Genomic DNA, 20,555 nt, shown 5'->3' on the forward strand with positions numbered 1-20,555 from the left:
GCTGAAAAGGCGTTCCGCATGCTCATCTTCGCCGCGCATCCCGATCCTCAGTCGAAAGGAATCAACCACATGCACAGAATCACACTCCGATCGCCTCGCAAAACGACTTTTTCAGCAGCCTGCTAGTAGAGTCGGCCTCGTCGCGCGCCACGAAGGGCTTGTCCAAGGCAACTGCCGTCGTGCGGCTCATGCGCTGGATGAAGAGCACGGAACCGATCGCGAAGCCGACAAGGATCGCCTCGGTGAGATCGCGGAAGATCGTAAGTAGGAAAGTCGAGGCCAGCACGGTGGCTTCGCCCCAGCCAGAACGCAGCAGAATGGCGACCGCGGGCATCTCGATCATATTCCAGGCCACCACCGCCAGCACGCCTGCAAGGGCCGCCAGCGGAATGTAGGCGGCCAAGGGTGCGGCGATCAGCATGAAGAGCAACAGGAAAACGGCTTGGAGCATCCCCGCGATCGGCCCGTGCGCCCCGGCCCGCACGTTGGTGGCGGTCCGGGCGATGGTCCCCGTGACACAAAAACCGCCAAAAAGCGACGCGCCGATGTTGGCCGCCCCCTGCGCGACGAGCTCGCAGTTCGCGCGATGCCGTCGCCCACTCATGCCGTCCGCGACCACGGCCGAAAGCAGCGACTCGATCGCGCCGAGCAGCGAGAAAGAGACCGCAGCCGGCAAGACTGCCAATATCTTTTCGACGGATAGGTTCGGCAGGCTGGGGAACGGCAGCGTCGAGGGGATGCCGCCGAATTGCGTGCCGATCGTCGCGACGGGCAGCCCCAATAGTCCCGTCGCGCCGGCGGTCATGCCGACCGCAATGAGCATTCCCGGCCAGTGCGGCCGCAGCTTGCGCAGCCCCAGGACGATCGCGACGGTGGCGACCGACAGCCCGACTGCGGTCGGCGTGAGACTGCCGCGCGCATCCCAAAGGGCGGGCAGCTTCTTCAGCAATTCGCCCGGTTCGTGAGCAAGCGACAGTCCGAGCAATTCCTTGATCTGGCTGGCGAAGATGATGACCGCGATGCCAGCGGTGAAGCCGACCGTCACGGGAAAGGGAATGAACTTGATGAAAGTCCCCAGGCGGAGGAAGCCTACGGCAGTGAGCATCAGCCCCGAGAGGAAGGTGGCGAGGACCAGTCCGTCCATGCCGTGCTGCGCCACGGTCGCGGACACGAGCACGATGAATGCGCCGGCAGGACCGCCGACCTGGAGGCGCGACCCGCCAAAGGCGGAGACAAGAAAGCCACCGACGATGGCGGTGTAGAGTCCTTGCGCCGGAGTCGCGCCGGAGGCGATGGCGATGGCCATGGAGAGGGGTAGCGCCACTATGGCGACAGTCAGCCCAGCGATGGCATCTCCCCGAAGCTGGGGCAGACCGTATCCTTCGCGCAAGACCGTCAGGAGTTTCGGCGTATAGAGCTCCGCGAAACTAGGCGCGTCGCTCTGTTGTAGTTTCGTCGCTTTCATGTCTGGCCGCGCCTTTGTGGGAGCGGCGGGATCGTCGGCTTTCCGTCGGCGGTCGCCGTCGCGGGTTGCTTTTCGGTTCAGGGTTTCGGGGAAGAAGTTTTCAGCCGCACGCCACGCCCACCTGGGGGACTGGGGGCACCATCGCCAATGAGTTCGATCCCTGCCAGATCGAGCGCCTCCACCACCTTTGTCAGGCTATCCACGACCCCGCGAACATTGCCGGAGCTGGCTTCCATTCGCTGGATCGTCGGCACGGACAGGCCGGATAGTTCGGCCAGGGTCTTCTGATCGATGCAAAGAAGCGCGCGCGCAGCCCGCAGTTGGGCAGCAGTGATCATGGTGTATGCTCTGCGTGAGATATTTGCCCTTATGTGCGATAGCTTCAATTGATATGTCAACCATCAATATGAATATCTAAAACATGATATTAGAGTAATGATATCAAGCGGGAACATGAAACGGACATCACCAAGGGATTATCCTCCCTGGCGCGCTCAGGTTGGCATGAGGTCATTCGCCCCTGGCCGGCGGCTTCTTCCGCCGGTCGGCCTATCGCTGGTTCTGCAAGCTCGGTATCGAGGACGCTATCCCGGATCATCCAGATTTTCGCGCGCCCGCAACGAGCGCTTCCGCGATGGAGATGTTTTCCGTCGTGTGTTCGAACGGGTCGTCGAGAGATGCATTGCCGCCGACTTGGTTGGCGGCGAAGGATTTGCAGTCGATGCGAGTCTATTGCGGCCGATGCCAATAAGCAGCGCTCGATCGCAGGTCAGGACTGGCGCTGGGATCTCGATCCGGCAAGGTCAAACCATTCAGCCCGGTTGGCGGCACGGCGGCGGCCGCCTCATCGCGCGAAACAAACAGTAACCCCGCAAATATACAGAATCACTCGAGCCAAACGAAGTTAGCCGTAATGATCAAATTCGCTTAGGGCGATTCGGACCTCCCGCGCAAAATCAACTAGCGATACGATGAAAGCTACTACGGCGATAATGAAGAGGATAGCAACGCCTCGCTCATGTTGGATCTGGAGAAACGCACTTACGAAGCCGACGACTATTACAACGCTTATCGAGATACTTCCCATGATGGACCAGAAGATCGCGCGATTGATCATGGCAGCGCGTCGAATAAGGCGCGGCGAGTCCGCCTTGAGGCGGCATCTAATCTGATCGTCATCGGGAATTTGATTCAGATAGATCGATCTGTCGATGATCCTGTTCAGGCGAGATATCAGCACCGCAATGAAGGCCGCCAATGCGCCGAGAAGAAATGCCGGGGCGGCCGCTTGGGAAATAACGTGAGATAGCTGGCTGACCGATGGCGTGTCTGGCAACATTGGCTACGTGCGCCCTGGCCGCGTGACTATTTTAATCGCCGAGTTGACGCCACGGTGGTGGGCGCCATCGGAGAAACCGAAAAGGTCAGCCACGTATTCCAACCGGCGGGACGATTTTCTGCAGCAAATTCACCATATCCTTTGAGGTTCAGGTAACCCTGCATGTCGCCCACGGGGAATAGGAAGCCGATCTGAGGGCCGACACCTAGCACCCGAGAGCGAAAGCCGCCGAGAGCGGGGTGCTGGCCATAGTCATCGGTGACCTGTTGATAGGCATAACCGACAAGGCCAACGAAAATCTGCTTGGACAAAAATTGGGAAGCGCCCCAATCAACATGGAAGTCGATGCCGTTCTGATACTGCGTATCTTGATTCTTGAAGTTGTAGGTAAACCCTGCGACCGCAGAAAACTCATGCCCTGCTTGCGGATTGAAGTAGGTGTAGCCGCCGCCTGCATCGAGCGCCGCGTGACCGATACCGAGATTGGCAAGGCGGTTCGGACTGTACGCCCCAACAGGAATGTCTCCCGTCACGTAGGTCATGAAATTGTGCACACCGGCGTTCCACTTGAGCGTCGCCTGCGGGTAGAGGTCGCCGACCGATGTGATCGAATCACCGAAACTGCCCGTGCGCGTCACCGCCAGCGGTCCGACGGCCGCCGTCAGCGTTCCATCCAGATTTGCGCTCGACCGCCCGAATAGACCAGTCACGCCGATGGCAAGCTGTCCGCCCAACACCGGCGTTGCGAACGTATAGGTGGGATTGAGAAGGACAAGGTCCGCTTGCGCATTGAGTCGCAGGTTCAGATCGACATTTATTGTGGCAGGGATTCTGCCAACGTGGATTTCCCTGGCGGCCGCTGTAGCGCCAAAGGCGCCTACACTAGTGTGATAGTAAACCTCGGCCATCGACCAGCCTGGTACCTGAGGGGTCGCTGCGAGGCTGCCGAAGCGTCCCGGGAGCCAATATGAAACACCACCTTCGTCGGCATAGACAGTTACAGATGGGAGGGTCGACAAGGCCATCGCCACGGCGACCGAAATCGTGAGTAGGAGTGCGCCACTTAATCCACACTTGGTCCTTGCCTCGGTCTGGTAATCAACAAGGTGCACCACACTCTTCCCCATGTTTTGAGCCTATCGCGCAACCGCCGCCGCATGACAGTTCACCCAACTTCGCGGCGGTGACGAAACGAATAACCCTCTGGCTCATGCCGGCCCTTGCCCGGGGCCGGCATGAAGCTCAAGCTCTCAAACTACCTTCCTAGCGCCGGGTACCGTCCATGTGCCGTTGATGATCGACGGGTCCGTCTCCTGCGGCCAATACATGCGCAGCATGAGTACAAAATCTCCCGCAGGCGCCGGAAGCCAGTTCGACTCCTTGTCTTTGCCGGGGGAGTCCTTCTGAATGTAGAGATCGGTCGAGCCGTCCGGATTTTCCTTCAGTTCTTGCCGCGCGCTGATCGAGTAGCGGTTGAGCGGATTGCTCACGAAGAAGTAGCCACTGTCGTACATCGTGAGCGACCAAAATCCCTCCGCGGGCGGCAGGTGGCCTTTGGGAAACCGCATGACGTACATGTTTGCGCCATTGTACTTGTGGCCCTCCGCATCCTTTTCCGAGGTCGGGTAGACCGCGTCCTGCGGACGGTTGCAGCCGAGTCCGATCGCGGTGATGAGCGCCCGCATCAGGTAGTCCGTGCCGTAGATTCCGCCTTTCGTCGTGAAGGCAAAGCCGTTCTCGTCCTTGATGGCCTTGTTGATCTTGAACTGGAGCATGATCCTGTCGACGGAGAGTTCCGGCAAACGCTTCAGGAAGTCCGCCTTCAGCTTGCTCTCATCGAAATCCTGCCCGGGGACGATGCCGATGCGGGCAAACTTGGCCAACTGGGGCGCGTCCGCCGCGTAAGGCGGATTGGCCTTCATGAGCTCGCACAGCAGCTTGAAATACGACACTGCGTCCATGCGATTGACCTGTTCGCGGACCGCCGTCTTCATGTCGATCGAAGAATCGACCTTTCCTGGCGGCGGCGTGTACGCCTTGCCATAAGCACTGAGCGGAACAAGCTTGCACTCGTCCTGCAGCTTGTGAACGGCGGCATAGTCCTCCGGGGTGCCGGTGCAATAGATGCGCCCGAGCAGCCAGACGATGTTGGTAGGCGACTTGTACTCCTTTACGCCAGCCGGCAGCGTGCCCTTCCACCCGGGTCCAGTGATGGCATAGGTCTGCGCACCGGTGCCGGTGGTGCGCTTTCCCGGAACCTGGAACACCGTCGTCCAGCCGTCCAGCATTGGCATCAAGAAATAGCGACCCTTCATGTCAGGGATGCTGAGAACCCATGGTTCTTTCCCCACGTCGAAGAAGGAAGTCGTGTAGAGAGTGTCCGCGTTCGGCGCCGTGACATCCCGGAAAGATGCGTCCGGATATTGGCGCAGCTTGATGATCTGGCCCATCGGCCCTCGCGTGCCCACGGGTTCGGCGACGTTAGTAATGATCCGGCGGGTCATCTCCATCGTAACTAACGGGTAGCCGAAGATGTAGGCATCGCTTGCAATCCAGAAGTCCTCCAGGCCTTCCCCCACTCCAAAAAAGGAATCCTGGGCTAGAGCTGATCGTGTTGCGGCCGCGCCTGCCAGCAGCCCCATTCCACCAAATGCAAGGGATCGACGGGTAATCTTCATTGTTATCTCCATGGTGCGCTTATTGAAACGCCTTCAAAACGATCGTCGGGAAAGTGGCTGGTCAGGATGGGCCTTGCAATGTTGAATCACTTCGTGCTCGGCTTGCCGTGACGTCTTAATGTCAAGGTAGTGCTTGCGTGCGAGGCCGTTATACCAGCCGCTGTACCAGGCAGTGAGAAGATCGGCGTCTCCCTGCCACGTCCCGGCCAACTGTGCACATGTCAGTTTCTGAACATCGAGATAGCCGTCAGCGTCGGCATAAGCGCTCAGATCAGTCTGTGCATGCGCCGATTGAATAATCGCGAGGCTTAGTGACGCTGCAATGACGGCTGTTCGTCGCATGCTCCCTCCTACCAACTTATGTGTTTAGCTCAGGCCGCGCCTGTCTTGCGCGACCTCTCACGTTCAGCAAAGTCTGCTTACGAAGCGGCTGTAGTGCGGCTGGTCTCGTACTCAGTAGCAAGGCGGATAGGGGTAGTATCCGCACCGGGGAGCGTAGTACGGATAGGCTGCGGCTCCGGCCACGGCGGCCGCTCCCGCAAAGGCAGCGCCTCGGTAGAAAGCACCGCGCCACGCTGTCCGGCGGGCGACGCCGGCAAAGGACAGCGGTGTGAACGGGCGGCCAATGATGTCGATAAAGACCGAAGCCGGTCCATCGGCTCCCGCAAGATCGCCTTCGAGTATGTCGACATCGAAAGTCAGCTTGTCGCCTTCAAGCTTGGGCGACTTCAGCACGACAACCGCGTCGAGCACCGATGATCCGTCTTTCTTGAATCCGGAAACCGTGGCGTTTGGAGGGTCTTTCGCGAAATTGTCGCTGCCGTTGCCCCAATCCTCGACAATTCGCGTCGTGAGATCATGGCCGGCGGCACGGACGGGCCGATCGGCAAACACGATCGCATTCGGCGAAATTCCGGTGAGCACAAGTTTGCCGTCCTTCAAGCTCGCACCGCGCGAGTTGAGGACGAAGAGAGACGGTACGACTTCCGGTTTTGCCTGCCCGATAGACTTCTCAAGCGGCACGTGCGGCCTTTGTTCGGATGCCGATTGAGCAGAAAGGTCCTGCGGGTAGGCCATCAATCCGCAGGCGCAAAATGCGATCAGAGCAGCGCGAAGTATCATGGTTTTTCTCTCCCTGAAATGCGTTGTTTCTCTTCGGCCGGCTCGCGTGGCTTTTAGAAGCGCCCAGCGCATCGCCCCCGCCGTCAACAAACAGATGGCTCCTTCAGAACCCCGGCAATCCTGGCAAACACCTTCGCTAAGCATTTCGCGCCAATTCAGATCGCGCGTCTTGCCATTTCGCGCCAATCGTCGTGAATAGCTCAGCGGACGATCGCGTGAGGCCGACCGCGAGGGCGCGTTATCTCCTGCTTACGGGCAAGTTGCAGCCGCCGGTAAAAAATGGGTTGAATTTTCATCAAACGCGCGAAAGAGCGGCTAAAGCTGCTTGCGTTGGCATAGCCGAGGATTTTGGCGATATCCGACAGGCGCTTGCCTGAATCCGCCAACAGGCGGCACGCGATGTCCAGGCGAACCTCTGCAAGCAATTCGCTGTGGCTTGTGCCCATGCGACCGAGATGCCGCTGCAAGGTGCGCGCGCTGACCTGGAGGGCGCGAGCGGTACCATCGAGAGTTGCGTCACCGTGTCGCAGCGAGGCGACCATCGCGGCGCGGGCAGCTTGGGCTGAAGGCAACCGGACAGCTCTCATCGGTTGATGTGAGGCGTGAAGCCCATCCTCCCTCGATAGAAAATCGATCTTCGAGGCTACAGGCATTTCGGAGGCCAATCTGGCCATCAGCCGCCAAAATTTTCGTCAAATGGAATCGAGCGGGCGCCGTCCGTAAAGGTGGATCACTACCTTCCACTGATAGCGGCCGGCTTGAATCCACGACTAGACAAGCAAGCCCTAGCTAGGCCAACCTCTGCGAGCATTCAGCAGCGATCCCGGTCAGCCGGTTAGGCTAAATTGCTTTTCGATCGATCTTTTATGTAAGCTTCTCAAGTTCGTCGTCGATGTGCGTACCAATGGCCAAGATTCATTTAACGCGTTGCCAACACCTTAGTCCTTTCGTGGACATTCTAAATGGTCTTGGAGCACCAACGGCTTCGCTCCTGGGAAAGTTTCGCCTACCGACGTCGTTGGAAGAAAAGGCCAATCATTACGTCCCAATATTGCCTGCAATCGACTTCGCGGAATTCGCCCAAAGATCGCAAGGCATTGTGGATTTCGGATTCCACGCGTCTCAGCAGATACATTTTTGGCACCTGAGCGAAAAAACCCGGAATCTAATTGGCCATTCCCCGACGCTGCTTGTCGCGCTGCAGCACGCCTGCAAATGGGCATCGCTCGAGGACTCAAACTTGAGTAACTGGCTTGAGCGCCACGACGATCACGTGAGGATTTGCAGCAGGCTCGCCGGAACCAAAGGGCTTCAGCATCTCGAGCATTCACAGTGGCTCCAGAACATTTTTCCGATACACATCGTCCGACAATTCGCCGGCCCCGACTGGGCTCCGGCAACTATCGCCTTTGAAGCTCGCTACACGCCGAGTCCTGCGTGTCAGTCGTTCTGGCCAAACTCACGATTCCTATCGGGCCAAGAGGCATCATGGATCGATGTGCCAATCTCGTTGCTGGCCCTCCCCAACCGCGCAAACGAAAGTCTTCCGCGTCTGCAGAGCGATGAGGTCGACCATTCCGGCTATGAAATCATCGAAACACTCAAGTTGATGCTGCCATCCTACCTGGACGAAGGACCCCCAGTTCTCGCTGAAATCGCGGAAATGGCCGGCGTCAGTACGCGAAGCTTTCAACGCAAACTCGCTCACGCCGGCCTTACATATTCAGACCTGCTCGATACCGTCCGGTTTGAGAACGCCAGCAAGCTGTTACGAGACACAGATTTCAAGATTATCGAGGTCGCGTTCTCTTCGGGCTACGCGGATCCTGCGCACTTTACCCGCGCCTTCCGCCGGATTGCCGGTGTTACGCCACGGCAATTTCGCGAGCAATGGAGATCTCGATAAACCCACTTCTCCCTCGATGCTCTGCGTTCTCGAGCAACTTGTCCTTTACGCCCTCGTTCTGGGCTTGGCGACATGCCGTCGCGGACTTTTTCGACTTCATGTTCCAACTAGTGACATTGAAGGGCTTTTACGCATTCGGATATTCAATCTTTTGCGTTGGCCTAGAAAACGTCGGTGGACTTGGAAGCGGGGATTAAATAGCGACCCAGGCCGTGGAACACCTTGTTTGAAGGATCGTTCACCGTGCGCTTAGGCACTCCTCACCATTTGAGCTACGGCCAAAAACTGGCGTTTTGCTACAATATCGGGCGGGCGTGTCCAGAGCGCTCACTTCAGAGGCCCTTGTGGCTGACGTGTATGCGTCGGTCGCGGCGTAACGCGTCGCGGCGTTGCCGATAGGTTCAAATCCCGGACGTGCAACCGCCTGACCGAAATGGCATCAGGCCGGAACGTCACATGGGGCTTTGTCATGAGCAAACCATGGCCGACATCACCGCCCGCAGATTGAGGCCCAAGGCTGACTGTGTGCGTCCGGCGGTGTTGCGCAAAGTGACAGAGTTCCTTGCTTGCTTTCAACTCCATTGGGTCCCGAACGCAGTGAATATCTTCCAATTGTTGATCACGCGCGCCGGCCGAACAAGAGGATCGCGCCAATTGGGAGGATGAAACCAAGCAAGGCCGCAATAATCAACAGCGGACCTAGCTCCGAGTACTCGCCCCGCTGGACGACGAAAACTTCGTTGAGATACTTGGTCTGCAGCTGGCCTGCGACAAGCGCCATATTCATTAGCGAGGCCATGAGGGCGAACCAGGTCGCACGATGGCCGGCCGGCGCGTAGAACGCAATCAGCGTGAGCAGTGGGATCATGCTGAGCTGCGCGAACGGCGAGGCAGCAGCGGCGTCAATAACAGCGATAGCGCGCGCGCCGAATCCGAATGTCTGCTCGGTCCAATGGTGGAGGCCAAAGAACAAACCGATATTGGGCAGCGACAAGATCGCTCCAGCGACGGCAATCCAGAACAACACCTTGGTTACGGAATATTCCGTAAGCTGCTTGCTGAATGTCCACATCGCAACAATGGCGATGATGGCTGAGGTCTGACGAAGGCTGCCGTAGAAGGCCTCGTCGAACTTGAGCACGTCGAGCGTCCACCAGAAATAGCCGTCTCCAACCGATGGCGTGGCGCGGAATGCGAAGATTATGATGCTCGTGAACAGAATGGCGCGCCTGGTCTTGGCGTCGAGTTCGCGGGTCACGAAGAACAACATCGTGCAAATTACCAGCATCGACAGGACGAAGACCAGCTCCTGCCCAAACGGCAGACCGCCGAGGGCGACGGCAAGGACGATAAGTCCAAAGCCGATGCCGCCGCCGAGGATACGCCAGTCTAGCGGCCGTCGCTCAGTCGATTCCGATCGGATCAGCAGGACGCCTAAAGCCGAGATGGCGGGAATGACGAGGCCAAGAAGAAATACGGTTTCACGGGCGAAGAACTGGGCGAGCCATCCGGATAGTCCGGCCACCGCAAGAATTCCGATGCCGAGGGCAAGGCGGCCGAGGACCTGTACCATGCCCAGCTCGGTGCGGATCTCATCCTCCCCGCGGGCATTCCCAGCCATGTCCACGCGAGAGACGACCTCGGTTGACATCGCGTCCGCAACGACGTCCTGGATCACGGTACCGACCACGATCAGCATCGTACCGAGGATGTAAAGGCGGTCGGCCCGGGCGAACGCGATCCATCCGCCGGCGGTGCCGGCCAGCGTAAACAACCCGCAGGCCGTAAAAGCGGCCCCAATCAAGATGTAGGACCGCCGCTGCGAGCCGAAGATCGGAACGCTGTCGACGAGCTGGCCGAACACCATTTTCACCGTCCACGGCAAGCTGAGCCAGACACCTATTGCGGCGAGCTCCGCCGGAGCGAGAGTCAGATGCTCCTTGATCCACATGTCGCGGCTCACATCGATGATGCCGAGGGCGCCATACGCAAAATAGACCATCAGCAGCGGCAGGTAGGTTCGGCGCAAGCCGAGGATAGGTCGCATGAGGCTGGGCAACCGTGTCGTAGCAGCCTCGACGATCGTTTCACGCAGTGACCTTCGCGCTTGCGGCCCGTCCGAGAGTTGGCTCATAATGATGAGTTCCTTGACGCGAATCAAATACGCTCGCGCATAAGAATGTAATGGAAGACGCGCGTTGCTACCTGCCGGTCGGTGCCGCTTGGCTGCCGGCGCCACGCGCGCCCGCGACACGAGCGGACGCAGTTTGCGCCAATATTCGATGTCTTGCTCCCGAATTATGGCATACTTGGCGGCTGTCTTCCGTGAGGCATACCGGCTGGACCGAACGAGGAGAACGCTGAATGTCTGTCCGGTCTTTAGCAACGCTGAACGCTTCGCCGCGCCTTATTCGCTCACTCACGCTGACACACGCGGTGCTCTATGGACTTGGCGTAACCATTGGAGCCGGCATCTACGTTCTTGTCGGTCTCGCGGCAGGGAGCAGCGGAATGCATGCGCCGCTTGCCTTCGTGGGTGCTGCATTCGTCATGGTTTTCAGTGCGGCATCGTTTGCTGAATTGGGAACGCGCATGCCGGTAAGCGCCAGCGAAGCGGCCTACATCCAAGCCGCGTTCAGGCTTGATTGGCTTAGTCTCGGTGTCGGGCTTCTCGTGGTCACGACGGCAATCGTCTCGGCCGCGGCTATCAGCGTCGGTAGCGCAGGCTATGTTGCGGTGTTTCTACCCCTCCCCGCGTCGTGGATAATTTCCGGGGTAGTGCTTGCGATGGGAGTCGTGGCATGTCTCGCCACAGTTCAGTCTGTCACTTTCGCGGGGGTCATGACGCTCATCGAGGTTGGCGGCCTCATGCTGATCATCGTTGCCGGCCTCGGTCACGGAACCGACGTTGTCACCCGTCTTCCTGAGATTTGGCCTGCTACCGGCGATACGAGGGCCTGGATCGGAATAGCCGGAACGGCGCTCACAGCCGTCTTTGCCTTCATCGGCTTCGAGCATCTCGTGAATGTTGCGGAAGAGATGAAGGAACCGAGTCGTACCTTGCCGCGCGCGTTGTTCCTGACGCTGGGCTTGACGGCGCTGATCTACGCATTGGTTGTGTGGATCGCGGTGACAGCGGTGCCTCCGCAGGAGCTCGCCCGCTCTTCGGCGCCCCTGGCCCTTGTCTTCGAACGGCTCACGGGCTTGCCGCTCGTTACCATGAGCGCCATTGCCATTGTAGCGACGCTTAACGGTATCATCGTGCACTTGATTATGATTGCCCGGGTGATCTATGGCCTAGCCGATCAAGGCAATCTGCCGAAGGCCCTTACGCGCCTGAACCCGGTGACACACACGCCTCTCTTGGCGACCGCGATCGGCGTCGGCGCGATTCTCGTGCTTGCGCTGACTATTCCGCTCGCGGGCCTTGCCGATCTGACGGCCGGCTTCACGCTCGTGATTTTCACGGTCGTGAACCTCGCGCTGATCCGAATTAAAAGCGGCAATGAAGCCCCGCCATTGGGAACGTTTATTTGTCCGCGATGGGTACCGTTTGCGGGCCTTGTTTCCAGTGTCCTGCTTCTCCTAGTCGACCTGATCGTATGATGAACCGCTACCAGAACTTCAAGAGGGATGAGATCGATGGTCGGCTAATCAACGAATGTCCTTCCGATCTTGAACAGTATCAGCAGTCGACTTGAGAAAGCTGGCATTCTTTGCTTGTCGAAGGCTGAAATAGGCGATCCGGTGACGACGATACTGCGCTGTGCGGCTGAGAATGCTTGCAATGTGACCTTGGTTGGCGCGCCCTCCGAAGGTATCGAGCGCTGGATGCCCAATACGATGCGCGTTTGGGCTAGCTCGGATCTGGCGTTGCGCCTAATCGAGCTTGCGCCTGCGTCTATCGTGGTGGTGAAGGAGAGTGAAGGCACGAGAAATTGAGCAGACCAGGGAACTAGTGCGCCGCTGCCGCCGTCCACTCGTATCGGCCCTTCAAGGTAGGAACGATACGCCCCTTTGCTCCGGGGCGGCGCGATCTGCTCCGGCGGTTACTTCATCGGGTCACCTTCGCCAGCTCAGCGGCTCACAAAGGACCTCGTATCTCGAAAAACTTCCTTCAGATCAGATTGAGGCTGCGGACCAGCATGTAGATCGCCACAGTAAAGATCAGCAATGCGAACACCTTCGTCAGCACACCCCGGCGTTTGGCAAGCAATTTTGCCGAATTCGCACCGAGCAATCCACCGAGCACGCCTCCTGTCACAAAGAGCGCGCCCAACGGCCAGTCAATCAGGCCGGACCAGGCATAGTTTCCAGCCGTGGTTAAACCGAATGCGGTGACGGACAGGAGCGACGAACCGATTGCATCGAGCATCGGCATCCCGGCTGCCAGCATCAGTGCAGGCACGATGAGGAAACCGCCTCCGATCCCGAAGAAGCCTGATAGCGATCCGACCAACAGACCAAGTCCCAGCAGCTTCGGCAGATTCTCCCGCGACAACTTGACGGTCGGATCGCCTATGCGTGCGCGATCCCACAACATCAACGTACCTACCACCATCATCAGGACCGCGAACAGCGCAAGTAACCGTTGCCCGTCCATCATCTTGCCGAGGGTCGAGCCGAGGAATGCACCGGCGACACCGGCCACCGCGAAGGCGGTCGCGCAACGCCACTTCACGTTTCCAGACCGGGCGTGCATCGCGAGATTGGCCCCGGCGTTCAGCGCAACCGCCATCGCACTGGTGCCGATCGCGACATGCGGATCATCCAGCCCGACCACATAGACCAACAGCGGGACCGCCAGAATCGAGCCACCGCCACCGACGAGCCCGAGCGAGAAGCCGACCACGGAGCCGGAGGCGATCGCAAGTGCGGCCTGCATCAAACTCAAATTCATCCCAATTGCTCCAAGACGGCCGCGGACGTGAATATTAGACGGTCTTGCCTTGCGCCGGGGTGTCGTAGGTCGTCCTATTCCAAGGCGCCCGCATGAGGATCCGAGCCATCCCGCAGAATCCAGTCGCGCCAGCTACCATCAATCCCGCGCCGACGAACGCAGTTACCGCGAAAAACCAAGGCGAAACAAACAGACCCAACATCGTTCCGAAAAATGCCAGGCCGCCGGCGACAATCTGAACTTGGCGCTGCAGCTCAATCGGATGACGACGGTCGACTGCAACGGGCAGCCCTGCCTTCTTCCAGGCGTCGAGACCGCCTTCGATAATGAAGGCTTCGCAAAAGCCACCTACCTTCTGTGCGAGCCGGGACGAATTGCTCACCGTTCGCGCACCGCTCTTGCAATGAAAGATGACAGGCTTGCCTTCGTGCAGCGCGAGGTTAGCCTCGTCTAATTTGGACAGCGGCAGATGGTGCACCCCAGTGATCTTCTCCCGGGCATGCTCATCTGCCTCTCGGATGTCGACCAGAGTTGCGCCCTGCTGTAGCAGCCGCAGGGCTTCGGCAGGTCTAATTCTTGGAAGCGACATGACTAACTCCGTGTTTTAGCGTCGATTGAGTTGCTTGCAGTAGAGCTTGTGCAGAGTGGCTAAGAGTTCTTCAATCCGGGGATCCGCGATGCGATACCAGAGCGTCTGGCTCTCGCGGCGGTAGGTCACCAGTCCCTCCTCGCGCATTTTCGCAAGATGCTGAGAAAGAGCGGACTGCGAAAGCCCGACGGTCTCCGCAAGCGAGTTCACGTTGGCTTCGCCCCATTCGACAAGCTTGCAGAGAATCATCAGGCGCCGCTCGTTGGCGAGGGCGCGCAGCAGGCCCGCAACATCCGCCGCGGCTTTTTCGATCCCCCGTGGACTGAAGGTCTTAGATGGCACGTCCCAGCCTCTCTTACTTTCGGTGTTGCTTAATTAGCCTCTTCTAATATATATGTCAAGACACGAAGCGTTCAGTCCTGCGAGGAGATTAAGCCATGACTAGACAGCCCATCATCCGGGCCTTCTTCGATGAGCCCACCAACACGGTGAGTTACCTGGTGGCGGACTCGACGACGAAGAAGGCCGCCATCATCGACCCCGTGCTCGACTACGATCAGAACGATGGAACTGTCGACACGCGCTCCGTTGGCGCGATGCTGAAAGCGGCCGATGAGGCCGAATATGTGATTGAGTGGGTGCTGGAAACGCATGCCCACGCCGACCATCTGTCGGGCGCGCCCTACATCAAGGCAAAAACCGGCGCCAAGATCGGCATCGGCGAACACATCAAGGACGTTCAGCGGATTTTCCGACCGGTCTTCAATGCGACCGATCTGACGACCGACGGAAGCGACTTCGATCATCTGTTCAGGGATGGCGAACACTTCATGATCGGCACGCTGACCGCCGAAGTCCTGTACACGCCCGGCCACACGCCGGCGGACGTTTCCTACAGGGTTGAGGATGCGGTGTTTGTCGGCGACACACTGTTCATGCCGGATTACGGGACGGCACGTGCAGATTTTCCCGGCGGCGACGCGCACCAACTTTACCGGTCTATCAAGCGGCTGCAGGCGTTACCACCCGAGACTCGCCTTTTCATGTGCCACGACTACAAGGCACCTGGGCGCGATCAATTTGCATGGGAGACGACCGTCAAGGAGCAGTGCGAAAAGAACGTTCACGTGAAGGAAGGTGTGACGGAGGACGAATTCGTCGCCATGCGGTCAAAGCGCGATGCGACGCTGTCCGCGCCGCGGCTCTTGCTCCCTTCCATTCAGGTCAACATTCGCGCAGGAAAGTTCCCGCCGAAGGAAACCAACGGGGTGCGCTATCTCCTGATCCCTGTGAAACTGAAAGGTGATGCCGAGGCCTACCTCTAAGCAAGCCGATTCCTGATCAGGGATTCAGTCATGATGGACGCCATCATAGGTCATGCGGCTATGGCTTGAGTCGTCTCAAGCGCTCCGTCTCGATCGATGGCGCAAGCTGGCCCTCGTCGGCGGCCAGCTATGTTCAATCGTGTGGCGTTTCTTGCGCACGCATATTGATCTGCCTCAAGCCGAACTCGGTCCAGATCGGCATCATTGTTACTTCAGGTTAACGCCGGAGGGACAGGCATGCGAGGTCCAATCATTGCAGCAGCGCTGCTATTTACTACCCTGAGCTATTCCGCGTTCGCTCAATCACCATCCGATCACGGGGCCCATCATCCGGGATCGGACCAAGTACCGGCGCCAGCGCAAACGACACCTCCTTCAGGCCAGTCTGGAGAGCGACAAGGCATGATGGGCGGTGGAGATATGATGGGTCGCGGTATGAAGGGTCGCAGCGGGATGGGCGGGGACGCGATGGGGCCTCCGATGATGTTCCGCATGATGTTTGCGCTTATGGACGCCGATGGCGACGGAGCCATCTCGTTGGCAGAGTTTCAGGCGGCCCACGAACGAGTCTTCAAGGCAATGGACAGCAACAAGGATAGCAAGCTCGTCCTGGAAGAGATGCAAGCCTTTATGCACGGGACCAGGAAGTAGGTCCCGCCGCTGCCACCGCGCTTTCAGCGGAGAACGAGGCGGGCGCCCCCGGAGGTGGTCCCGCGCCGATGCTAAAACCAAAAATCGTTCCGAACGGATGGCTTTTGGGACAAGCGGACGTCGAACGCGGCTAATCCGAGTACACGACCTAATAACCCGCGGCCCTACAATTCGGAGACAGTTTCCTACGCTGGTTCATCAGCCAAAGCGGAAGTCGCCGAAATGTCTCGTTCGGGCTCCGAGCAGAATCGACCCTGTCGCGCGAGCCGGGGGCTTGGGTTCACCGAAATGAAGCTTGCATGGGATTGGGATTAGACGTGCTATCATCGGCGTGATCGTGTTCGAAGCCATGTTGATTGGCGATACGACAATGGCCGATGCCCCCTCAGAGCTCTACGAACCTGTAAATCAATATAAGCCGGTCGCCCGGAATATCGGTATCGTGGACGGTCCTTTCGAGTATTTGACGACGGCCGGAGTAAGGCTTCCATTGCCGTTTACTACTCGGATGACCGTGGTGCGGCTCGGCAACGGCGACCTGTTCATCCACTCCCCCATCGCATTCGAGCCTGCGCTCGCTGACCGCCTGCAGGCGATGGGCACAGTCCGTCACCTTGTATCGCCGAACCAGTTCCATTACGCGCACATTGGCGAGTGGTCGCGTGCGTTTCCGGATGCGGTTGCCTGGGCCTCTCCGCGCGCACGCAAGCGTGCCCGCTCGCGGGGCATCGATGTGCATTTCGATAGAGACATCGGCATCGAACCGCCGGAGGAATGGCGCGCCGAAATTGATCAGACCGCCGTTCCCGGAGGAATTTTCGGGGAGATGGTTTTCTTCCACAAGGAGTCGAAAACCCTCATACTGGCTGACACCATCATAAACCTTGAACTTGACAAGATCAGGCAGCCCTGGCGGTTCGCCGCCAAGCTGACCGGAATGTACTATCCGCGCGGCCAAATATTTTTCGGCATGCGGTTGCCGCTCCTTTTGCAGAAACGAAAGACGCGAGCGGCGGCCCAAAGAATGCTGTCATGGCAGCCAGAACGCATTATTCTCAGCCACGGGCGCTGGTTCGATTCAAACGCCAGGGCGACTTTGCAACGCGTGTTCGGATGGGCGCTCTAGCCCGGCGCGTCTGCTCAGAGCCAGTCCTATGGTCATGGCCAGCGATAATGCGTCGTCGTCGCTCTTTTTATTTCATTCCCGTCAATCCCTCCTCCGGCAAACCGCTCGGTTAGGATTTTCCAATGCTGAGCGTTGCGGATGGTCCCCCGCGGCTCGTCGCCATCCCGTGCGACTGCTCTTTGTCAACCGATTGTTGTTGATCGAAAGTAAAGTGCGAGAACTTGCAATTTGATTGGCGAAAATCTTCCAACTAGCGTCGGAGCAAGAAGACTACTCTCACTGTTTGACAAATCGGCTCCCGTTCCACCGCAGCGCGCGGCTGTTACCATTCAAGTCCAGGAGTTGAAGGAAAACTTGATTGTTGGAAGAAGACAACCGAACGTCATGAGCATGTACGGCAAGCACACGACGATACCGGCAGTAGTCGAGACGTACACTTCGTGCAAGCATCCTGCGCTGCTGCAATGAACCGTCTTATTGCGGCAACGGAAATCATTCGAAATGGAGAGCTGGGAACCGGGCGCTCGGAACGGTCAGATAAAGAGCAAAACGTTGTGCCGCGGCTACTGAGCCACCGCACAGCACGTCCCATTTTTTCACTTCCGCCCGTATTTCAGAAGGGCAGCCTCTCAAGGTGCGCAGGATTCCAGGGGTCTTGGGCCGTCCCGCTATGAGAGAGCGCTGGCTGGAGAAACCCAAAGGCCGCAAGAAGACCGCTCGTATGTATCGAAGCGATTTTGATTGGATTCACGGCCCTTCTCCTCAAATCTCGTAGGAAAAAACAGTTTAGTCTCCATTGTCGAGGATGGATCGAGGGAATCGACCGAAGCTTCAGCTCGGCTCTTGCGCGTGCCTCTAGTCATTATCTCGGCGACGTAATTTCGCACCTGCATCGCAGGACCGGTTGACACAGATGAACCCACATCGTCGCGGTTGCAGGATATGAAATCTGAGACGTGTTTTTCGGCGAAGGGGTTTCCAACCTGCCTGAGAAGTTCGTTTAAACTGCGCCCTGCGACGCTACGGCTTCGTAGATGTCCTCTTCTTGGGCGGTATGCATACGCACCAGGGTCTCGATCGCCTCGATCACCCGCTGTGCGTCGCGGAGAAGGTAGCGGTCGACCTTCTCGGTCGGCAGGTCTTCCGCCACGCGGGCTAAAAGGCGTGCGAGGTGCAGGATCTCACGGTGCGCCCGGCTCATCGCGGAGAGGCCGTGACGGTCGCGCAACACCCGAGCGAGCTGCGGATAGACACTGCCCTCGTCATCGCGCTCATGCGCCACGACCCTATTCTGGACCAGCCCATTGGCTTCCGCGATCAGCGCCGCTCCTTTCTCGGCCGCCGCATCGTCGAGCGCGTCGACGATATTGCGCAACCGATCAAGATCCTTGAGCAGGGCTTGATGGTCATGATGCAGCTCCTGTCCTTGTTCCAAGGTAATGCGACCGCCGCTCCTGCCATGGGCCGGGGTCAGGGCGCGCAACGCATTCAGGATCACGGCGACATCGATCACCTCCTGGACGATTGCCGCCGGCACGGGATCGAGCCAGCCGATGGCTGCGGCCCCCATCGCCAGCAGGGACAAACTCATGCCCACGATAATGCTCTCGACCGCTATGCGCCGCGCCCGCTGCGCGATGGTGATCGCTTCGCCGACGCGATCGAGACGATCGGTGAGGATCACCACATCGGCCGCTTCCGACGAGGCACTGGCGCCCCGCGCGCCAAGTGCGACCCCTATATCCGCCGCAGCCAGCGCAGGCGCGTCGTTAATGCCGTCGCCGACCATAATGGTCGGATTGAGCCGCTGTTCGGTGCGTACCGCTTCGACTTTGTCGGAAGGTACGCGGTCGGCGAGCACGGCATCGAGATCAAGCGCTGCCCCGATTGCCTGCGCGGCAGCCGCCCGGTCCCCGGTGACCATGACCATTCGCGCGATGCCTGCTTCTCGTAGCAGTCGGATCGCTCGCGGTGTGTCAGATCGAAGCTCGTCGGCTAACAGCAGCGCTCCGATCCGGCGCCCGTCCACGGACACAAAGACGATCAGCGCCGATCGCCACGAGGCGCGTCGGATCGCGCGCAGCTCCCATGGCGACGGTCGTTCACTTGAGAGAATCATTTCGCGCGAGCCCGCACTCACCTGTCGGCCCTCGATGACACCGTGTAAGCCGGCACCCATGCTCTCTCTGACTTGTTCGGGGACTTTCAGCTTCAGGCCGCGCTCGACGGCCGCGGCGACGACCGCCTTGGCGAGCACATGGTGCGAAGCCTGCTCGAGCGAGGCTCCCAACGTTAGCACCTCCTCCGCGCTCTGACCCGGCGCAGCCTCGACGGAGAGCAGCCGCGCGCCACCCACCGTCAGCGTGCCGGTCTTATCGAACAACACAGTACGCGCACGCGCCAGTGCCTCCAGCGCACCGCCGCCTTTCACCAAGACGCCGCGCCGGGCTGCCTGCGCTACGCCGGCGATGAAAGCAACCGGTGCTGCCAGGATTAGCGGACAGGGCGTCGCCGCCACCAGCACGGCCAGGCTGCGGGTGAGATCGCCAGAGATCAGCCACGCGACGAGCGCAACCACGAGCGTCACGGGCAGCAAAATCAGGGCATAGCGGTCGGCGAGCCGCACGAAAGGCGCTTTTGCGGTCTGCGCCGCCGTAACCATCCGTACGATGCCAGCATAGGTGCTTTCGCCGGCGAGCGAAGTGGCTGTCAACTCGAAGGTTTCGCCTGCATTAAGGGAGCCGGAAAGGACCGCGGCGCCGCGGACCTTGGCGAGCGGGATCGGCTCGCCCGTGATCGCCGACTCGTCGATGGTCGCCGCAATCGAAGAGACGACGCCGTCCACCGGCACGATCTCGCCAGCACGCACCAGGAGGTGATCGCCAACGGAGACCGCTTCGATCGGCACCTGCTCGATTTCTTCACCGATTCGTCGGTGTGCCTGGCGTGGGGCACGATCCACCAGTGAGCGCAGATCATGCTCAGCACGGGCGATCGCAATCTCCTCGAGCACATTGCCGCCGGAATACATCAGGGCGACCACCGCGGCGGCCAGGGGCTGCCCGAGCACAAGCGCCGCACTCATCGACAACAACGCGATCGCGTCGACGCCCAGTCGGCCAGCCAGGAAATCCCTGACGATCGAGATCGCAAGTCCGATGATCACAGGCGCCGTGCCGAGCGTCCACGCAAGATCAGCCAAACCCGGTCGGCCAACGGCATGCGCGGCAAGCCCCGCGGTAAGCCCGGCGACCGCTATCGTAACTAGTGTCCACCGCAGGACGCGCTCAAACGGCATCGATCGGTTCCGTGGCTAAACGTTCATGATCCTCTCCCGAAACGCAACTTCGCTGCTTGAGCAAAATCAACCGCGCAGACTCCGCCTGGAGGGCGCTGCGACGTCCTCACAAAATGGCGTTTGCTACCAAAGAGGCGACAAGACTGCAGTTACTTT

General features: G+C 59.2%; 18 protein-coding genes and 2 pseudogenes. 7 read left to right on the forward strand and 13 right to left on the reverse strand.

The features are described from left to right. Positions 1-130 precede the first annotated feature (130 nt). A pseudogene (locus tag AC0QUY_RS25905) lies at positions 131-1,465 on the reverse strand (SulP family inorganic anion transporter); the annotation flags it as partial. A gap of 77 nt (positions 1,466-1,542) precedes the next feature. Continuing rightward, complete coding sequence (locus tag AC0QUY_RS25910; protein ID WP_161853620.1) at positions 1,543-1,803, reverse strand: transcriptional regulator; 261 nt, start codon at positions 1,801-1,803, stop codon at positions 1,543-1,545. 209 nt (positions 1,804-2,012) lie between these two features. Here AC0QUY_RS25910 and AC0QUY_RS25915 point away from each other — a divergent pair. After that, positions 2,013-2,286: pseudogene (locus tag AC0QUY_RS25915) on the forward strand (transposase); the annotation flags it as partial. Positions 2,287-2,369: 83 nt separating this feature from the next. On the opposite strand, the gene AC0QUY_RS25920 reads toward AC0QUY_RS25915, so the two are convergent. From AC0QUY_RS25920 to AC0QUY_RS25945, 6 genes are all read right to left on the reverse strand, one after another. After that, on the reverse strand, positions 2,370-2,804 hold the full coding sequence (locus tag AC0QUY_RS25920; protein ID WP_475389038.1) for a DUF2721 domain-containing protein: 435 nt from the start codon (positions 2,802-2,804) through the stop codon (positions 2,370-2,372). A 26-nt stretch (positions 2,805-2,830) separates the two neighbouring features. Continuing rightward, positions 2,831-3,829 (reverse strand): SphA family protein, encoded by a 999-nt coding sequence (locus AC0QUY_RS25925; RefSeq protein WP_161856592.1) that lies wholly within the window; start codon positions 3,827-3,829, stop codon positions 2,831-2,833. Between the two features lie 225 nt (positions 3,830-4,054). Then, positions 4,055-5,482: a DUF1254 domain-containing protein gene (locus AC0QUY_RS25930; RefSeq protein WP_475389039.1), complete on the reverse strand. Its 1,428-nt coding sequence runs from the start codon at positions 5,480-5,482 to the stop codon at positions 4,055-4,057. 33 nt (positions 5,483-5,515) lie between these two features. Beyond that, the gene (locus tag AC0QUY_RS25935) at positions 5,516-5,824 is read right to left on the reverse strand and encodes an HdeA/HdeB family chaperone (protein WP_475389040.1); all 309 of its coding nucleotides are present in this window, start codon (positions 5,822-5,824) and stop codon (positions 5,516-5,518) included. Between the two features lie 111 nt (positions 5,825-5,935). Then, on the reverse strand, positions 5,936-6,604 hold the full coding sequence (locus AC0QUY_RS25940; protein WP_246738144.1) for a hypothetical protein: 669 nt from the start codon (positions 6,602-6,604) through the stop codon (positions 5,936-5,938). Positions 6,605-6,804: 200 nt separating this feature from the next. Beyond that, entirely contained in the window at positions 6,805-7,176 is a 372-nt protein-coding gene (locus AC0QUY_RS25945; RefSeq protein ID WP_246738143.1) for a helix-turn-helix domain-containing protein, read from the reverse strand. Positions 7,177-7,508: 332 nt separating this feature from the next. Here AC0QUY_RS25945 and AC0QUY_RS25950 point away from each other — a divergent pair, with 332 nt between their 5' ends. Next, positions 7,509-8,510, forward strand: a complete 1,002-nt coding sequence (locus AC0QUY_RS25950) for a helix-turn-helix transcriptional regulator (RefSeq protein WP_475389041.1) — start codon at positions 7,509-7,511, stop codon at positions 8,508-8,510. 619 nt (positions 8,511-9,129) lie between these two features. On the opposite strand, the gene AC0QUY_RS25955 is transcribed toward AC0QUY_RS25950, so the two are convergent. Then, positions 9,130-10,749 (reverse strand): MFS transporter, encoded by a 1,620-nt coding sequence (locus AC0QUY_RS25955; protein ID WP_475389042.1) that lies wholly within the window; start codon positions 10,747-10,749, stop codon positions 9,130-9,132. Positions 10,750-10,874: 125 nt separating this feature from the next. Here AC0QUY_RS25955 and AC0QUY_RS25960 point away from each other — a divergent pair, with 125 nt between their 5' ends. Both AC0QUY_RS25960 and AC0QUY_RS25965 read left to right on the forward strand, forming a co-directional pair. Further along, positions 10,875-12,116: an APC family permease gene (locus tag AC0QUY_RS25960; protein ID WP_475389043.1), complete on the forward strand. Its 1,242-nt coding sequence runs from the start codon at positions 10,875-10,877 to the stop codon at positions 12,114-12,116. Between the two features lie 69 nt (positions 12,117-12,185). Beyond that, positions 12,186-12,452, forward strand: a complete 267-nt coding sequence (locus tag AC0QUY_RS25965; RefSeq protein ID WP_475389044.1) for a hypothetical protein — start codon at positions 12,186-12,188, stop codon at positions 12,450-12,452. A gap of 175 nt (positions 12,453-12,627) precedes the next feature. On the opposite strand, the gene AC0QUY_RS25970 is transcribed toward AC0QUY_RS25965, so the two are convergent. The 3 genes from AC0QUY_RS25970 to AC0QUY_RS25980 are packed head-to-tail and all read right to left on the reverse strand — an operon-like array spanning position 12,628 to position 14,341. Beyond that, complete coding sequence (locus AC0QUY_RS25970) at positions 12,628-13,410, reverse strand: sulfite exporter TauE/SafE family protein (RefSeq protein ID WP_161853613.1); 783 nt, start codon at positions 13,408-13,410, stop codon at positions 12,628-12,630. A gap of 34 nt (positions 13,411-13,444) precedes the next feature. Then, positions 13,445-13,999, reverse strand: a complete 555-nt coding sequence (locus AC0QUY_RS25975) for a rhodanese family protein (RefSeq protein ID WP_161853612.1) — start codon at positions 13,997-13,999, stop codon at positions 13,445-13,447. A 15-nt stretch (positions 14,000-14,014) separates the two neighbouring features. After that, positions 14,015-14,341, reverse strand: coding sequence for an ArsR/SmtB family transcription factor (locus AC0QUY_RS25980; RefSeq protein WP_246738141.1), 327 nt, complete (start codon positions 14,339-14,341; stop codon positions 14,015-14,017). Positions 14,342-14,436: 95 nt separating this feature from the next. Here AC0QUY_RS25980 and AC0QUY_RS25985 point away from each other — a divergent pair, with 95 nt between their 5' ends. The 3 genes from AC0QUY_RS25985 (at position 14,437) to AC0QUY_RS25995 (ending at position 17,101) form a co-directional block, all read left to right on the forward strand. After that, entirely contained in the window at positions 14,437-15,324 is an 888-nt protein-coding gene (locus AC0QUY_RS25985; RefSeq protein WP_161853611.1) for an MBL fold metallo-hydrolase, read from the forward strand. Positions 15,325-15,561: 237 nt separating this feature from the next. After that, positions 15,562-15,975 (forward strand): EF-hand domain-containing protein, encoded by a 414-nt coding sequence (locus AC0QUY_RS25990; RefSeq protein WP_161853610.1) that lies wholly within the window; start codon positions 15,562-15,564, stop codon positions 15,973-15,975. 337 nt (positions 15,976-16,312) lie between these two features. Then, positions 16,313-17,101 (forward strand): DUF4336 domain-containing protein, encoded by a 789-nt coding sequence (locus AC0QUY_RS25995; RefSeq protein ID WP_475389046.1) that lies wholly within the window; start codon positions 16,313-16,315, stop codon positions 17,099-17,101. A gap of 1,000 nt (positions 17,102-18,101) precedes the next feature. Here the strand turns inward: AC0QUY_RS25995 and AC0QUY_RS26000 are convergent. Further along, complete coding sequence (locus tag AC0QUY_RS26000; RefSeq protein WP_475389048.1) at positions 18,102-20,399, reverse strand: heavy metal translocating P-type ATPase; 2,298 nt, start codon at positions 20,397-20,399, stop codon at positions 18,102-18,104. Positions 20,400-20,555: the final 156 nt, after the last annotated feature.

It is taken from the genome of Bradyrhizobium sp. WYCCWR15520, from assembly GCF_056174665.1.

Bases quoted from the DNA above. Each gene is read 5' to 3' on its own strand.
- AC0QUY_RS25940 (WP_246738144.1), bottom strand. From the start codon at position 6,604: ATGATACTTCGCGCTGCTCTGATCGCATTTTGCGCCTGCGGATTGATG.
- AC0QUY_RS25935 (WP_475389040.1), bottom strand. From the start codon at position 5,824: ATGCGACGAACAGCCGTCATTGCAGCGTCACTAAGCCTCGCGATTATT.
- AC0QUY_RS25950 (WP_475389041.1), top strand. From the start codon at position 7,509: ATGGCCAAGATTCATTTAACGCGTTGCCAACACCTTAGTCCTTTCGTG.
- AC0QUY_RS25990 (WP_161853610.1), top strand. From the start codon at position 15,562: ATGCGAGGTCCAATCATTGCAGCAGCGCTGCTATTTACTACCCTGAGC.
- AC0QUY_RS26000 (WP_475389048.1), bottom strand. From the start codon at position 20,399: ATGCCGTTTGAGCGCGTCCTGCGGTGGACACTAGTTACGATAGCGGTC.
- AC0QUY_RS25975 (WP_161853612.1), bottom strand. From the start codon at position 13,999: ATGTCGCTTCCAAGAATTAGACCTGCCGAAGCCCTGCGGCTGCTACAG.
- AC0QUY_RS25925 (WP_161856592.1), bottom strand. From the start codon at position 3,829: ATGGCCTTGTCGACCCTCCCATCTGTAACTGTCTATGCCGACGAAGGT.
- AC0QUY_RS25930 (WP_475389039.1), bottom strand. From the start codon at position 5,482: ATGAAGATTACCCGTCGATCCCTTGCATTTGGTGGAATGGGGCTGCTG.
- AC0QUY_RS25960 (WP_475389043.1), top strand. From the start codon at position 10,875: ATGTCTGTCCGGTCTTTAGCAACGCTGAACGCTTCGCCGCGCCTTATT.
- AC0QUY_RS25985 (WP_161853611.1), top strand. From the start codon at position 14,437: ATGACTAGACAGCCCATCATCCGGGCCTTCTTCGATGAGCCCACCAAC.
- AC0QUY_RS25910 (WP_161853620.1), bottom strand. From the start codon at position 1,803: ATGATCACTGCTGCCCAACTGCGGGCTGCGCGCGCGCTTCTTTGCATC.
- AC0QUY_RS25970 (WP_161853613.1), bottom strand. From the start codon at position 13,410: ATGAATTTGAGTTTGATGCAGGCCGCACTTGCGATCGCCTCCGGCTCC.
- AC0QUY_RS25920 (WP_475389038.1), bottom strand. From the start codon at position 2,804: ATGTTGCCAGACACGCCATCGGTCAGCCAGCTATCTCACGTTATTTCC.